Source organism: Helicobacter pylori, assembly GCF_002832345.1.
GTDB lineage: Bacteria > Campylobacterota > Campylobacteria > Campylobacterales > Helicobacteraceae > Helicobacter > Helicobacter pylori_CP.
This window is the reverse complement of record NZ_PHLZ01000020.1, coordinates 1-15619: the sequence shown is the minus strand read 5'-3', so window position 1 is coordinate 15619 and position 15619 is coordinate 1. Positions and strand designations below refer to the sequence as shown.

6 protein-coding genes are annotated in these 15619 nt (G+C 40.0%); 2 read left to right on the top strand and 4 right to left on the bottom strand.

Annotation, left to right across the window (positions count from 1 at the left end; translation table 11 throughout):
• Positions 1–10: 10 nt before the first annotated feature.
• The 4 genes from CXY28_RS06265 to CXY28_RS06250 all read right to left on the bottom strand — a co-directional run bounded on the left by CXY28_RS06265 (position 11) and on the right by CXY28_RS06250 (position 7104).
• On the bottom strand, positions 11–2443 hold the full coding sequence (locus CXY28_RS06265) for a TonB-dependent receptor domain-containing protein (protein ID WP_100980023.1): 2433 nt from the start codon (positions 2441–2443) through the stop codon (positions 11–13).
• A 176-nt stretch (positions 2444–2619) separates the two neighbouring features.
• Positions 2620–3051, bottom strand: coding sequence for an L-threonylcarbamoyladenylate synthase (locus tag CXY28_RS06260; protein WP_100980021.1), 432 nt, complete (start codon positions 3049–3051; stop codon positions 2620–2622).
• A gap of 4 nt (positions 3052–3055) precedes the next feature.
• Positions 3056–6313 carry a carbamoyl-phosphate synthase large subunit gene (gene carB / locus CXY28_RS06255; protein WP_100980019.1) on the bottom strand — a complete coding sequence of 1086 codons (3258 nt, stop codon included), beginning with the start codon at positions 6311–6313 and terminating at the stop codon, positions 3056–3058.
• Between the two features lie 98 nt (positions 6314–6411).
• Complete coding sequence (locus CXY28_RS06250) at positions 6412–7104, bottom strand: Bax inhibitor-1/YccA family protein (protein ID WP_001240288.1); 693 nt, start codon at positions 7102–7104, stop codon at positions 6412–6414.
• Between the two features lie 144 nt (positions 7105–7248).
• On the opposite strand from CXY28_RS06250, the gene gap reads away from it, so the two are divergent.
• Positions 7249–8247, top strand: coding sequence for a type I glyceraldehyde-3-phosphate dehydrogenase (gene gap / locus CXY28_RS06245; protein ID WP_100980017.1), 999 nt, complete (start codon positions 7249–7251; stop codon positions 8245–8247).
• 79 nt (positions 8248–8326) lie between these two features.
• Positions 8327–15451 carry a vacuolating cytotoxin domain-containing protein gene (locus CXY28_RS06240; RefSeq protein ID WP_100980015.1) on the top strand — a complete coding sequence of 2375 codons (7125 nt, stop codon included), beginning with the start codon at positions 8327–8329 and terminating at the stop codon, positions 15449–15451.
• Positions 15452–15619 lie beyond the last annotated feature (168 nt).

The window sequence follows — 15619 nt, the reverse complement described above, 5'->3', positions numbered from 1 at the left end:
AGCTCCATTATTAAAACTTATAGGAAATTTCAAACCTAGCGTTAAAACCAGGCTCTGCCATGCCCCTTGCGTATTTGTCTTGATTGGGTTCATCAGGACTCATCACCGGGCTTGCTTGATCAATATATTGTTGGTTAAAAACATTGTTAAACACAGCATTCAGGCTCAACCCTTTGAGTTTTTTATAAGTAGGCTTGTAAGTGATAAAGAAACTGCTCACCCCATAGCCGGGTTTATGCACATGAAAAATCCCGGGCGTTTTAGGGCAATCGCTAGGCCGTCTGTCAATATCCGTAGGGCCGTTACGATAAGGGCTATAAGAGCAATAATTTAGATCGGTAACAAAGCGTGAAAGCCAAGTGATGCTAAGGCCGGTGCGTGGGATTGTATAGCTTGCCGTTAAAATAAACACATTGCCGGTTGTGGCCGCCAATTCATACACATCAGCGATCAAACGCCCCTTTAAAGAAGGCCATGATCGCGCCACGCTCAAGCCTAAAGAAAAACCCTTGTATTTAGCCGTCCCTGAAACTTCATAACCAGGCACATAAATAATATCTTGTGCGGGCAAGTTGGTTACAAAAAGCGTTGAAGAAAATTGATTGATGTAATTAGAAATCAATTGGACAAAACCGGCGGCTCTGAAATCAAAATACTCACTGCTGTATTCGGCGTTAAATTCCGCATTTTGCCCAATTTCTGGCTTTAAATTGCGGTTGTAGCGCAAATTATCTTGACGCATCCACACCAAACCTCCAGGCATAGGGCCTCTAGTTACATACGCGTAAGAAAGCCTGAAATTCAAATTTTCTAAAGGCGAGACATTTAAAGCCGCGCTAGGGCTAAACCCTTGGGTTATGTGCAATTGCCAGTCTTTATCCACTAAAGTATAGACATCATAACGAGTCCCTGCCCCTAAAGTTACCATAGGATGCAAGGTGTAATTCGCTTGCGCATACACCCCAACCACATTCGCCGTAGCGCCATTTCGTTGGCAACGCCCGTTCATGTTGGGATCATTAGGGCCCATAACCCTTAAGCATGCGTCAGGGGCATCGCCGGGTTTGACCAATTCGCTATTAGGGATCGCTTTATCAAAAGTGGTTAAGTTTTGGTAATTCAACCCGTATTCCAAAAGATTGTCATTTTTATGATCTATGGTGTGGATCACATTCGCATTAAACCCAGAATTGATGATGAATAAATTTTTATTAGCGACAACAGAACCCCCTCCAAGGCTTTTAAAAGTGATGGAGCAAGTTTGTTTAAGAGCGTCATAAATGCCCCCTTGCACCACGCATTCATTTTCTTCGCTAAGTTTTGGGTTTGGGGTGAAAGGAATGATAGCCGCTATATCGTTAGGCTTAAAAAGCGGATCAATTTGGACATTCCTAATACTCGTATAGCCATTGATTTTTAATTTAGGATCGCCAAAACGACTCCCCCCTTCTCTTTCATAATTCAAACTCACATTATGCACCAAATTGACGCTATAAGTTTTAAACAAACTGGCGTCATTTTCAAACAAACAATCATCAGGGTTTTTCTCGTTAGGGAAAGCGTTGAAATCGCCGCAAGAATAAGGTAAAAAAGTGCCTGTAAAATTCGCTCTTAAAGGGCGATTAGCGTTATCTCTAGTCATGTTATAACTGAGCGTTAAGGTGTCCCTTTCGCTCAAATAACCATTGATCTTAGCCATCACATTGTTTTGCTCGCTGGGACTTGCTGTAACTTTATTATTTTCTTTAGGATCAAAAAGATTTTTCATCGCATTATCCCCATCACGATAATAAAAAATATTTTGGTGCGTGTAATACAAAAGCACATCAAAATGATGGTTACGATAAGCGCCCATAATGGTTTCCCTGTCCCCAAAGTTGGTTAAAAAAGTGGCAGCCCCACTTATGGCGTAGTCTTTACCCTTAGGGATAAAATCGCCAGCACTCCTAGTTTCCATTTTGATCGCGCCAATCAAAGCCATAGGCCCTGCGCTCGCTTGAGCCGCCCCCTTAGTAACCACCACGCTTTTGAGCATTCCAGGGTCAATAATCGTATTGCCTTGATGCCCATAGCTTGCGCCCATTTGTGCCGCGCCATCCACCGTAACCCGAGCCAATCTGTCTTCAATACCGCGCACGTAAATTTTTTGCGCTATCACCGCGCCACCGCCCACATTGATATTGGGGTTTCTTCTAAACATGTCGCTGATCTGGTTGGCTTGCCTTCTTTCTAATTCCTTACTTGAAATGGTTGTCTGGTTGTTGTAATTAAAGATTTTAGCCGCTTGAGTGGTAACCTTACCCAGAGTGTGTTGGGCGTTCTTTTCTCTTTTCCTTTCTGTCTTTTTTTCTTCTTTTTCTTCTTTGGCCTCCAATTCAAACATTCCTAATAAGGACAAAAAAATAGAAAAACTACAATACTTCCTAAAACGCTTGTCATTCATTCTTAGAATCCTATTTATTATAATAATTTCTCTTAAAAAATAAAGGTGTTATTATAATCAAAAAAATATTACAATCACCTTAAAAGAGCTAGCCATTTTTAATAAACAAATGATAAACTTTTAGAAAAATCCCACAAAAACCCCTTTCAAAACGCGCAGAATGCGAAAGGTCTTTTTTATCTTATTCTCACTTTTTTATTTTTATAAAGCCTGAATATTTTAGAACTAGCGCTTTCAAACAAACCCCTTTCATCGCTCACAATCACATCAGCGAGCTTGGAAGCGATCTCTTTATCATAAGCGCATTGGGTGAGGTTGGCTGAAGTGCTATAAAGCGTTTTAAAACGCTTTAAAAAATCCCCATGCCTGCCCCTAACCACACGAACGGCCTTAGAGTTAGGATAAATGAAAGTGGTTTTAAGGCTTCTTCTGATGAGGTTTTTAAAAGCGTTGGGCGCGCGCACCAAACTTTTTAAGGTGGTAAAATCAGTGCTTTCTATTAAAACGCTTTGGTTTTTAGGGCGATTTTTTAAGGCGTTGAGCTTTTCGCTGTCTTTAGAAAGCAGTCCTATCGTGGTATCGCTTTGAGCCAGATACACCAACGCCATCAAACTACTTTAAATAGTCTTGTAAGGCTAACAACTCGTCTTCTTTAGAGCTTTCTTCTAACGCTAAAAGTAAGACTTCTATCGCGCTCAAAGTCGTGAAATAACTCACATGGTTTTTAAGCACAGAAGCGCGAATGAGTTTGGCGTCATCTTGAGATTTGTGATCGCTAGTATTGATAGCCATGCTGATTTCCCCATTCATCATTAAATCCATGATATTGGGGCGACCCTCAGAGATTTTAAGCACTTTTAAAGACTTCACCCCGGCTTTTTCCAAAGCTTTATGCGTGCCTTCTGTAGCGCACAATTCAAAGCCTAACTGAACCAAGCGCTTCATTAAAACGCATGCTTCTTCTTTATCCTTATCTTTAATAGAGACAAAAATAAGCCCCTTGTTTTTAATGGGGTTAAAGCAAGCCGTTTGAGCCTTGAAAAATGCAAGCCCTAAAGATCTAGCAATCCCCATCACTTCGCCGGTGCTTTTCATCTCAGGCCCTAAAATCAGATCCGATCCATAAAGTTTATTAAAAGGGAAAACCGCTTCTTTTAAAGCCACAAAATGGGGCATTTTAGGCTTATAAACGCCTTTAGAATATCCCACGATATTTTTTTTATCATAGAACTTCAAGGCTTCTTTCAAATCTTCTAACACCATAACCCTAATCGCCACTTTGGCTAAAGGAACGCCTAAAGCCTTGCTTAAAAAAGGCACAGTTCGGCTGGCTCTGGGATTGACTTCAATCAAATAGAGCGAATTTTCATAAACAGCAAATTGGATATTCAATAGCCCTATTACGCCCAAATGCAGAGCGATTTTCGCGCTCACTCGCTCAATTTCATCTAAAATTTCAGGGTTTAAATTGGAAGGGATAAAGCACGCCGAATCGCCTGAATGGATACCGGCTTCTTCAATATGCTGTAAAATGCCAGCAATATAGACCTCTTTTTTATCGCAAATAACATCCACATCCAATTCCACCGCTTTTTCTAAAAACTTATCAATGAGGAGCGGGTTTTTAGGGCTAATCTCTAAAGCATGCGTAACGCTTTCTAAATAATGGTGCAGTTCTTCAATATTTTCTAAAATTTGCATGTGTTGGCCGCCTAACACATAACTAGGGCGCACAATAATAGGGAAACCAATCACATTAGCGATGCTATAAGCTTCATCAATACTCTTAGCCATGCCATTTTTGGGCTGCTTGATGTCAAGCTCTTTTAAAAAGAGGGAAAATTTCTCCCTGTCTTCTGCAATATCAATCACCTTAAAAGGCGTGCCAATAATGGGGGCTTGCATTTTAGCTAGATCTTTAGCGAGTTTTAAAGGGGTTTGTCCCCCAAAATGCACGATAATGCCATCCACTCGCTCCCTTTGAATGATGCTTTTCACGCACTCAAAATGAATGGGTTCAAAATAGAGCGTATCGCTGGTATCATAATCCGTGCTTACGGTTTCTGGATTGCAATTGAGCATGACGCTTTTAATGTTTAAATCTTTCAAAGCAAAGCTCGCATGCACGCAACAATAATCAAATTCAATGCCTTGACCGATGCGATTAGGCCCAGAGCCTATGATTAGGATTTTCTTTTCTTTCTTTTCTTGTTTGTTTTCAATAGGGGGCAAAGGGTTTAGGGCATAGGTGGAATACAAATACGGCGTGAGCGATAAAAACTCTGCTGCGCAAGTGTCCACTTCTTCAAAATTGGGCGCGATTTGTAAATTCATTCTAGCTAATTCCACTTCAAAAGGGCTGACCTCTAAATTTTCATTTTCTTTGATTTTAGCGGCAATCCTAGCATCGCTAAAGCCTAAATTTTTAAGCCCTCTTAATTTTTTGGCGTCCGTTAAAACGCTAGAATTGATGCCATCTTCTGCTTTGACTAGCTTTTGAATTTGAGATAAAAACCACCTGTCAATCTGGCACAATTCAAACACTTCATCCACGCAAACGCCCAACCTGAACGCATCAGCGATATAGAGCAAGCGTTTGGGATTGGGCCGGCGGATTTCCTTTTTGATCGCTTCTAAATCTTTGCTTAACGATTCAAACCCTAGCCAATTGTTTTCCAAAGAGCATAGCGCTTTTTGTAAGGCTTCTAAGAAATTCCCCCCTATCGCCATCACTTCGCCAATGCTTTTCATGGAAGTCCCTAAAGTGCTAGAAACACCGGCAAATTTTTCAAACGCAAAGCGAGGGATTTTCACCACGATATAATCCAAACTAGGTTCAAAACTCGCCGGGGTGTTGGTAATATCGTTTTTAATTTCATCTAAGCTAAAACCCACCGCAAGCATGGTAGCGACTTTTGCAATGGGAAACCCGGTCGCTTTTGAAGCTAGAGCGGAGCTGCGGCTCACTCGTGGGTTCATTTCAATCACAACCATTCTTAAAGTCTCTGGGTGGATCGCAAATTGCACATTACTCCCGCCCGTATCCACGCCAATTTCTCTCAAAATCGCAAAGCTCGCATCGCGCATGCGTTGGTATTCTTTATCGGTTAAGGTGAGGCTTGGAGCGATCGTGATGCTATCGCCGGTATGAACGCCCATGGGGTCAATATTTTCAATGCAACACACAATGATGCAATTATCCTTGCTGTCTCGTATGACCTCCATTTCGTATTCTTTCCACCCCAACAAGGACTCTTCAATCAAAATTTCATTAATGGGCGAAGCGTCTAGGGCGTTTTTAGCCAATTCTTGAAACTCTTCAATATTATAAGCGACCCCACTCCCTCCCCCAGCCAGAGTGAAACTCGCTCTGATAATGGCTGGAAAGCCAATTTCATTAATGGCTTCTAGGGCTTCTAACTCGTTATAAGCGTAACGCCCTTTAGGCAAATCCATCCCGATTTTTAACATCGCTTCTTTGAAAGCCTGCCTGTCTTCGCCTTTCTTAATCGCTTCAATCTTAGCCCCTAAAAGCTCCACGCCTTCTAACATGCCCTTTTGGTGCATTTGCATGACCGCATTCAAAGCGGTTTGCCCGCCCATTGTGGGTAAAATAGCGTCAATCTTTTCCTTTTCAATGATAGCGGCGATATTTTCTGGGGTGATGGGTTGGATATAGGTTTTATGAGAAAATTCAGGGTCAGTCATCACGGTAGCTGGGTTAGAATTGATTAAAATCACTCTGTAACCTAAAGATTTTAAGGTTTTACAACTTTGAGTCCCTGAGTAGTCAAATTCGCAAGCTTGTCCGATCACAATAGGGCCTGAGCCTATCAGTAGAATGTTAGAAATATCGGTGCGTTTAGGCATAACTAATCCTTAAAGAAAGAATGTAAACGAAGCGTTATCAATATTTTAAAGTATTTTTTATTAGGTTTTTGCGTGGTATCCCCCCCTATTTTTTCAAACTATTTGTCTCTGTCTGAAAAAATACCAATGATTTGCAAGATAGAAATGAAGACATTCAAAAAGTCTAAATACAAGCTCACCGCCGCATCAATGGGGCTATCATACATGCCTTTAACGATGTTTTGAGTGTCATAAGCGATGTAAAGACTGAATAAAATCGCGCTCGCTCCCGCAATGACAACCTGGAACATGGGGCTACCCAAAAACAAGTTAATGAGCGAACACACCACCACCACAATCAAAGCGATAAAGAGCATTTTACCCATATTCGCTAGATCGTTTTTAGTTTTAAGGGCATACACGCTCATCAAACCAAAGACAATAGTTGTCATGCCCAAAGCTTGCCAAACCGCTCCTAAACCAGCTTTTGCAATCACCATGCCTAGCAAAGGCACCAAAGTAACCCCTGATAATGAAGTGAAAGCAAACAGCATGAACAAATTCAATCCGGGTTTGGATTTAGAAAACATCAAACCAAAAAACGCCACAATTTCAGCGATAAAAAATACCCATTTATACTGCACTACGGCTTGAAAGTTCATTAAACCCAGTAACGCCCCAATAGTCGCTAACAACAAACTGCCCGCAAAGAACTTGTAAGTCGTTTTAACAAAACTTACCAGCTCGCTTTCATGCAACACAGAATCTTCTGCATACGCGTTACGAGAATTAGCTCTGTCATACAATGCCATGTTTTACTCCTTGAAATTCAACTCAATAAATAATTTTAATTAACCCTACAGCTAGGTCCAATATAATAGCGCAAAATGTAGTAAAATACCAAACAAAACCCCCTAAAATTGAAATTGAAGTCTGAAAATAGGATAATAGTTACGATGAAAATTTTTATCAATGGATTTGGCCGCATTGGGAGATGCGTTTTAAGAGCGATTTTAGAACGCAATGATACAAACCCTGACTTAGAAGTGATAGGCATCAATGATCCTGCTAATTGGGAAATTCTCGCTTATCTTTTAGAGCATGACAGCGCGCATGGATTGCTCAATAAGGAGGTGCGTTACTCTCATTACAAGCTTATTATCGGCTCGTTAGAAATCCCTGTTTTTAATAGCATCAAAGACTTGAAAGGCGTGGATGTTATCCTAGAATGTTCAGGGAAGTTTTTAGAGCCTAAAACGCTAGAAAATTACCTTTTGCTTGGGGCTAAAAAAGTTCTGTTATCCGCACCCTTTATGGGCGAATACGATGAAAAACAATACCCTACTTTGGTGTATGGGGTCAATCATTCTCTATATCAAAACCAGGCCATTGTTTCTAACGCCTCTTGCACGACTAACGCTATCGCGCCCATTTGCGCGATCTTAGATAAAGCTTTTGGCATTAAAGAGGGCATGCTAACGACCATTCATAGTTATACGAGCGATCAAAAACTCATTGATTTGGCCCACCCTTTAGACAAACGGCGCTCCAGAGCGGCTGCAAGCAACATTATCCCCACCACCACTAAAGCCGCTCTAGCTTTGCATAAAGTTTTACCCAACCTCAAAAACAAAATGCATGGGCATAGCGTGAGGGTGCCTAGCCTTGATGTGTCCATGATAGATTTGAGTTTGTTTTTAGAAAAAAAGGCTCTCAAAGAGCCGATCAATGATTTGTTGATTGAAGCTTCAAAAGGGGTTTTAAAAGGCGTGCTAGAGATAGATTTAAAAGAAAGGGTGAGTTCTGATTTCATTTCTAACCCTAATAGCGTTATCATCGCACCCGATTTGACTTTCACGCTAGAGAATATGGTCAAAATCATGGGGTGGTATGATAACGAATGGGGGTATTCTCATCGTTTGGTGGATATGGCGCAATTCATGTATCATTATTAAGTCATTTTGCGAATCTTTTTGAGTTTGTTTAACATCAAATTGTATAATGTGGGATTTACAAAAACGATTGGAGTTTTAAGTGGCGTTTAAAAAGACTAGATTGATTTCTAAGTTTATTTCAAAGGGATCTTTCAAATTAAACAAGATCTCAAAGAAAATTTTCAAATTGAATCAAATCTTAAAATGTGAAAAGCCCTTAAAATGCCATAAAAAAACAAAATCCATTAAAAAGCCCTTTAATAAAAACAAATCTTTTTTAAAAGCTTCGATTTTATTGATAGGAGCGTTGGGGGGATTATCCCACCTAAGGGCTAACGAATGCCGTTATTGGTCATGGTCGTCTTGGAATTATCAAGATAATATTGAAAGCGGCCCTAATTCACCCACGCACAACTCTTATTGCCTTTTTAGTAGCGCTCAAGGCTCTGGGACTTATTATTTGAACACTCTTACCACTTATAGCGCTGGTGGGGCTAGTTTCACGCAAAAATTCAATGGCGGCACGCTTAATGTGGGAGGGAATATCCGCTTTGGAGGCACAGGTATTAATGGGGGTGATGTCGGCTATATCACAGGCACTTATGATGCGGCTAATATTTACTTGACCAGCCATTTAACAACCGGAAACTCATACGCTGATGGTGGTGGGGCCACGCTCAATTTCAATGCGGCCAATAATATCACTATCAATCAAGCGAGTTTTGATAATAACGATGCAGGGACGCAAAAATCTTACATGAATTTTAAAGGCTCTAATATCAAGGTGAGTGGCTCTAGCTTTAAAGATGACACTGATGGGGGCTTTAATTTCAGCGGTAATAATAATCATAGCACTATCTCCTTTAATCAAACTAACTTCAATCAAGGCACTTATAATTTTAGTAACAGCGCAAGTTCAAGCTTTGATAATAGTAGTTTCAATCAAGGCACTTATAACTTTAATGGCAACGCCAGCTTTAATAACGACACCTTCAATCAAGGGACTTATAACTTTAATACCAGTAAGGTGAGTTTCTCAGGCATCAACACTTTGAATTCAAGTTCGCCTTTTGCTAGCCTTAAAGGCAGCGTGTCCTTTGGTTCTGGTGCGGTTTTTAACCTCAATCAAACCCTTAATAGCAACCAAACCTATGACATTCTTACTACAAATGGGACCATCCAGTATGGAGTTTATCAAAGCTATTTATGGGATTTAATCAACTATAAGGGCGATAAAGCCATAAGCCATGTTGGAGTGGGTAATAACACTTATGATGTAACCTTTGACATTAACGGGCAAGATGAAACCTTACAAGAAACCTTTAACAACCAATCCATTATTACCCAATTTTTAGGAGACGATTTACAAGCCAAAGCCCAAAAAACCTACCAACAAGACTTGAGCAACTCCCAGAGCGCTTTAAATAACGCTGCTAGTGATAATAAGATCGCAAATAGCGATACAGGCTACACTCAAAGCAAAAACACCGCTATCGCTACAGACGCTCAGAATTTAGAAAACACCAACCAAAAAATCCAACAAGATGAGCAAGCCTTAGAAAAAGATTTAGCTCAAATCAAACAATTAGCCAACTCCACCACAGGCTTTAACGAGCAAGCCTTCAATCAAGCTCAAAAACAAGAACAACAAGATGAACAAACCTTACAGAACGAAGAAAAGACTTTTAACGCTGAACAAGAAGGATTAAAGCAAGCGATAGCTAACGCTAAGCCTACAAGCCCCACACCAAGCCCCACACCCACTCCTACAAAACACACCGCGCCAAACACTCCCCCTAATAAAGTCCCGCCCCCTACTCAAAATTTACCCACAACGAATGTGTGGGATGGGGTCTATAATCTCCAAAATCAAACTTACTCAAACAAAGGCGTTTATTATATTGATCCTAACCTTTCAGGACAGAGCGGTCAAAGCGCTAACACGCTCAGCACTTATACAGCTAATTTGTTTGGAAGAAGTTTTGGCGTGAATATCCAAAATGGCACTTTGATCATAGGGAACAACACAGAGAGCGCGAATGATAATGGGTTGATTTGGATAGGGCATGGAGGTTTTGGCTATATTACCGGGACTTTTAATGCGGTTAACATTTACTTGACCAATAATTTTAAAACCGGTGAAGGCGTTTCAAATTCAGATGGCGGGGGAGCGAACATCACCTTTAAAGCAAGCGATAACATCACTATGGATGGCTTGAATTATAATGACGCTGAAACCGTTACTAAAATGATTCAAACGGGGGCCAGTCAGCATTCCTATGCCGCTTTTGACGCTCTAAATAATATCAGCGTAACCAATTCCAGTTTTAGCGATATGACTTGGGGGAAATTCAGTTTTAGTGCTGAGAATATTTCGTTTTCTAACGCTTCGTTCAGCGGCTTTACAAACCCTGGTGGATCAAGCACTATCAGCGCTAACGCTTCTAATTCTTTAAGCTTTATCAATTCTCGTTTGAATGGTGGGGCAGTTTATAATTTACAAGCTAATAGCCTTATTTTCAATAACACGCAAGCGGTTTTTAATGTCTTGTATTCTAGGGGGACAAGCAATTTTAACGCCACCACACAGCTTTTAGGCAATACCAGTTTTACGCTTAGTTCTCAAAGTTTGTTGAATTTTAATGGCGATACAACCTTGCAAAACAACGCTAATATCACGCTTGGTAATAAAAGTCAAGCCGCTTTTAAAAATTCTTTAACGCTTGATAACAATTCTAATTTGAGTTTAGACAATCAAAGCGTTTTGAACGCGAATGGCGCGAGCGCTTTTAACAATCAAGCGAGTCTCAATATTTATAATGGGAGTCAAGCGGCCTTTAGCAGTCTCTTTTTTAATGGCGGAACACTCAGTCTTAACGCTAGCAGCAAGCTCAACGCTTCTAACGCTAGTTTTTCAAACAACACCACTATTAATTTAGACGATAGCGTTTTATCAGCCAATAACACAAGCTCTTTAAACGCTAATATCAATTTTCAAGGCGCAAGCCAGGCTGATTTTGGAGGCAACACGACTATTGATACAGCAAGCTTTAATTTTGACAGCGCAAGTTCATTGAATTTTAATAACCTTACGGCTAATGGGGCGTTAAATTTTAATGGTTATGCGCCCTCTTTAGCTAAGGCTTTAATGAGCGTTAGCGGGCAGTTTGTTTTAGGGAATAACGGGGATATTAATTTATCTGACATCAATATTTTTGACAATATCACAAAATCTGTAACTTACAACATCCTAAACGCTCAAAAAGGGATTACTGGCATCAGTGGGGCTAATGGCTATGAAAAAATCCTTTTTTATGGCATGAAAATCCAAAACGCTACCTATAGCGATAATAACAACATTCAAACTTGGTCGTTTATAAACCCTCTCAATTCTTCTCAAATCATTCAAGAGAGCATTAAAAATGGGGATCTAACCATAGAAGTTTTAAATAACCCTAACTCGGCTTCTAACACTATTTTTAATATCGCTCCTGAGCTTTATAATTACCAAGCTTCTAAGCAAAATCCTACCGGCTATAGCTATGATTATAGCGACAATCAAGCAGGCACTTATTACTTGACAAGCAACATTAAAGGTCTTTTCACCCCTAAAGGCTCTCAAACGCCTCAAGCCCCAGGCACTTATAGCCCGTTCAACCAGCCTTTGAGTAGTTTAAATATCTACAATAAGGGTTTTTCTAGCGAGAATTTAAAAACGCTTTTAGGGATTCTTTCTCAAAATTCCGCTGCCTTAAAAGAAATGATTGAATCCAACCAATTAGACAATATCACTAACATCAATGAAGTGTTGCAACTCTTAGATAAGATTAAGATCACCCAAGCGCAAAAGCAAGCGCTCCTAGAAACGATCAACCATTTGACTGACAACATCAATCAAACCTTTAGTAACGGGAATCTCGTTATAGGCGCTACCCAAGATAATGTTACAAACTCTACTAGCTCTATATGGTTTGGGGGCAATGGCTATAGCAGTCCTTGTGCGCTAGATAGCGCCACTTGTTCTTCTTTTAGAAACACTTACTTGGGGCAATTATTAGGCTCAACTTCCCCCTATTTAGGCTACATTAACGCTGATTTTAAAGCTAAAAGTATTTATATCACTGGGACGCTTGGAAGCGCTAACGCCTTTGAAAGCGGAGGGAGCGCGGATGTAACCTTTCAAAGCGCTAATAACTTAGTGTTGAATAAAGCTAACATAGAAGCTCAAGCTACAGACAATATCTTTAATCTTTTGGGCCAAAAAGGGATTGAAAAAATCTTTAATCAAGGGAATTTAGCGAATGTTCTCAGTCAGGTGGCTATGGAAAAAATCAAGCAAGCCGGCGGTTTAGGGAACTTTATAGAAAACGCTCTAAGCCCTTTGAGTAAGGAATTACCCGCTAGCTTGCAAGATGAAACCTTAGGCCAACTTATAGGTCAAAATAACTTAGATGATTTATTGAATAATAGTGGAGTCATGAATGAAATCCAAAACATTATCAGTAAAAAACTAAGCATTTTTGGCAATTTTGTTACCCCATCCATCATAGAAAACTACCTTGCTAAGCAGTCTTTAAAAAGCATGTTAGACGATAAAGGGCTTTTGAATTTTATCGGTGGGTATATAGACGCTTCTGAATTAAGTTCTATTTTAAGCGTGGTTTTAAAGGATATTACTAACCCCCCTACAAGCCTGCAAAAAGACATCGGCGTGGTGGCGAACGACTTGTTGAACGAATTTTTAGGACAAGATGTGGTTAAAAAGCTAGAAAGTCAAGGCTTAGTGAGTAATATCATCAATAATATCATTTCTCAAGGCGGGTTAAGCGGCGTTTATAATCAAGGTTTAGGGAGCGTGTTGCCGCCCTCTTTACAAAACGCGCTCAAAGAAAACGATTTAGGCGCTCTTTTATCGCCTAGAGGCTTGCATGATTTTTGGCAAAAAGGGTATTTTAACTTTTTAAGTAATGGCTATGTTTTTGTCAATAACAGCTCTTTTAGCAACGCTACAGGGGGCAGTTTGAATTTTGTCGCCAACAAGTCTATTATCTTTAATGGCGATAATACGATTGACTTTAGCAAGTATCAAGGTGCATTGATTTTTGCTTCTAATGGTGTTTCTAATATCAATATCACCACCCTAAACGCCACGAATGGCTTAAGCCTTAATGCGGGTTTGAATAACGTGAGCGTTCAAAAAGGGGAAATTTGTGTCAATTTAGCCAGTTGCCCCACAACCAAAAACAGCTCTTCTACAAACTCCAGCGTAACCCCCACTAATGAATCTTTAAGCGTGCGTGCTAACAATTTCACTTTCTTAGGCGCAATCACCTCTAATGGGGCTATTGATTTGTCTCAAGTAACAAATAATAGCGTTATAGGCACGCTTAATCTCAATGAAAATGCGACCTTGCAAGCCAATAATTTAACGATCACTAACGCTTTTAACAACGCCTCTAACTCTACGGCCAATATTAATGGTAATTTCACCTTAAACCAACAAGCGACTTTAAGCACTAACGCCAATGGTTTGAATGTCATGGGGAATTTTAATAGCTATGGCGATTTGGTGTTTAATCTCAGCCATTCAGTTAGCCATGCTATTATCAACGCTCAAGGCAATGCGACAATCATGGCTAATGACAATAACCCCTTAATCCAATTCAACACTTCTTCAAAAGAAGTTGGCACTTACACGCTTATTGATAGCGCTAAGGCCATTTATTACGGGTATAACGACCAAATCACAGGAGGCAGTAGCCTGGATAATTACCTTAAGCTTTATGCGCTCATTGATATTAATGGCAAACATATGGTGATGACTGACAACGGCTTAACCTATAACGGGCAAGCCGTGAGCATTAAAGATGGCGGTTTAGTTGTAGGCTTTAAGGACTCTCAAAATCAATACATTTACACTTCCATTCTTTATAATAAAGTAAAAATCGCTGTTTCTAATGATCCTATCAATAACCTACAAGCCCCCACTTTAAAACAATATATCGCTCAAATTCAGGGCGTTCAAAGCGTGGATAGCATTGATCAAGCTGGAGGCAATCAAGCGATTAATTGGCTCAATAAAATCTTTGAAACTAAGGGAAGCCCTTTATTCGCTCCCTATTATTTAGAAAGCCATTCCGCAAAAGATTTAACCACGATCGCTGGAGATATCGCTAACACTTTAGAAGTCATCGCTAACCCTGATTTTAAAAATGACGCCACTAATATTTTACAGATCAACACCTACACGCAGCAAATGAGCCGTTTGGCCAAACTCTCTGACACTTCAACCTTTGCCAGTGCTGATTTTCACGAGCGCTTAGAAGCCCTTAAAAACAAGCGTTTTGCTGATGCGATCCCTAACGCTATGGATGTGATTTTAAAATACTCTCAAAGAAACAGAGTTAAAAATAATGTGTGGGCGACAGGAGTTGGAGGGGCTAGTTTTATTAATGGAGGCACTGGAACTTTATATGGTATCAATGTGGGGTATGACCGATTTATTAAGGGCGTGATTGTGGGGGGTTATGCCGCTTATGGGTATAGCGGGTTTCATGCAAACATCACTCAATCAGGCTCTAGCAATGTCAATATGGGTGTTTATAGCCGAGCGTTTATCAAAAGAAGCGAATTAACCATGAGCTTGAATGAAACTTGGGGATACAATAAGACTTTCATCAACTCTTATGACTCCCTACTCTCAATCATCAATCAGTCTTACAAATACAACACCTGGACGACTGACGCTAAAATCAATTACGGCTATGATTTCATGTTTAAAGATAAAAGCGTTATTTTTAAACCTCAAATAGGCTTAGCCTATTATTACATTGGTTTGTCTGGTTTAAGGGGCATTATGGATGATCCTATTTACAACCAATTCAGAGCCAATGCTGACCCTAATAAAAAATCCGTTCTAACGATTAATTTTGCCCTAGAAAGTCGGCACTACTTCAATAAAAACTCTTATTATTTTGTGATTGCGGATGTGGGCAGAGACTTATTTATTAATTCTATGGGGGATAAAATGGTGCGTTTTATTGGTAATAACACCCTAAGCTATAGAGATGGCGGCAGATACAACACTTTTGCCAGCATTATCATAGGCGGGGAGATAAGGTTATTCAAAACCTTTTATGTGAATGCGGGCATTGGGGCTAGGTTTGGGCTTGATTATAAAGATATTAATATCACCGGAAATATTGGTATACGCTATGCTTTTTAATGGTATCATTAAACCTATTTTCAACAAACCCAATTCATAGCAGGATCAACCCATGCAAAAAGCCTTATTACATTCATCATTCTTTTTACCTTTACTTTTATCTTTTTGTATCGCTGAAGAAAATGGGGCGTATGCGAGCGTGGGGTTTGAATATTCCATTAGTCATGC

Bases quoted from the DNA above. Each gene is read 5' to 3' on its own strand.
- CXY28_RS06265 (WP_100980023.1), bottom strand. From the start codon at position 2,443: ATGAATGACAAGCGTTTTAGGAAGTATTGTAGTTTTTCTATTTTTTTG.
- CXY28_RS06260 (WP_100980021.1), bottom strand. From the start codon at position 3,051: ATGGCGTTGGTGTATCTGGCTCAAAGCGATACCACGATAGGACTGCTT.
- carB (WP_100980019.1), bottom strand. From the start codon at position 6,313: ATGCCTAAACGCACCGATATTTCTAACATTCTACTGATAGGCTCAGGC.
- CXY28_RS06250 (WP_001240288.1), bottom strand. From the start codon at position 7,104: ATGGCATTGTATGACAGAGCTAATTCTCGTAACGCGTATGCAGAAGAT.
- gap (WP_100980017.1), top strand. From the start codon at position 7,249: ATGAAAATTTTTATCAATGGATTTGGCCGCATTGGGAGATGCGTTTTA.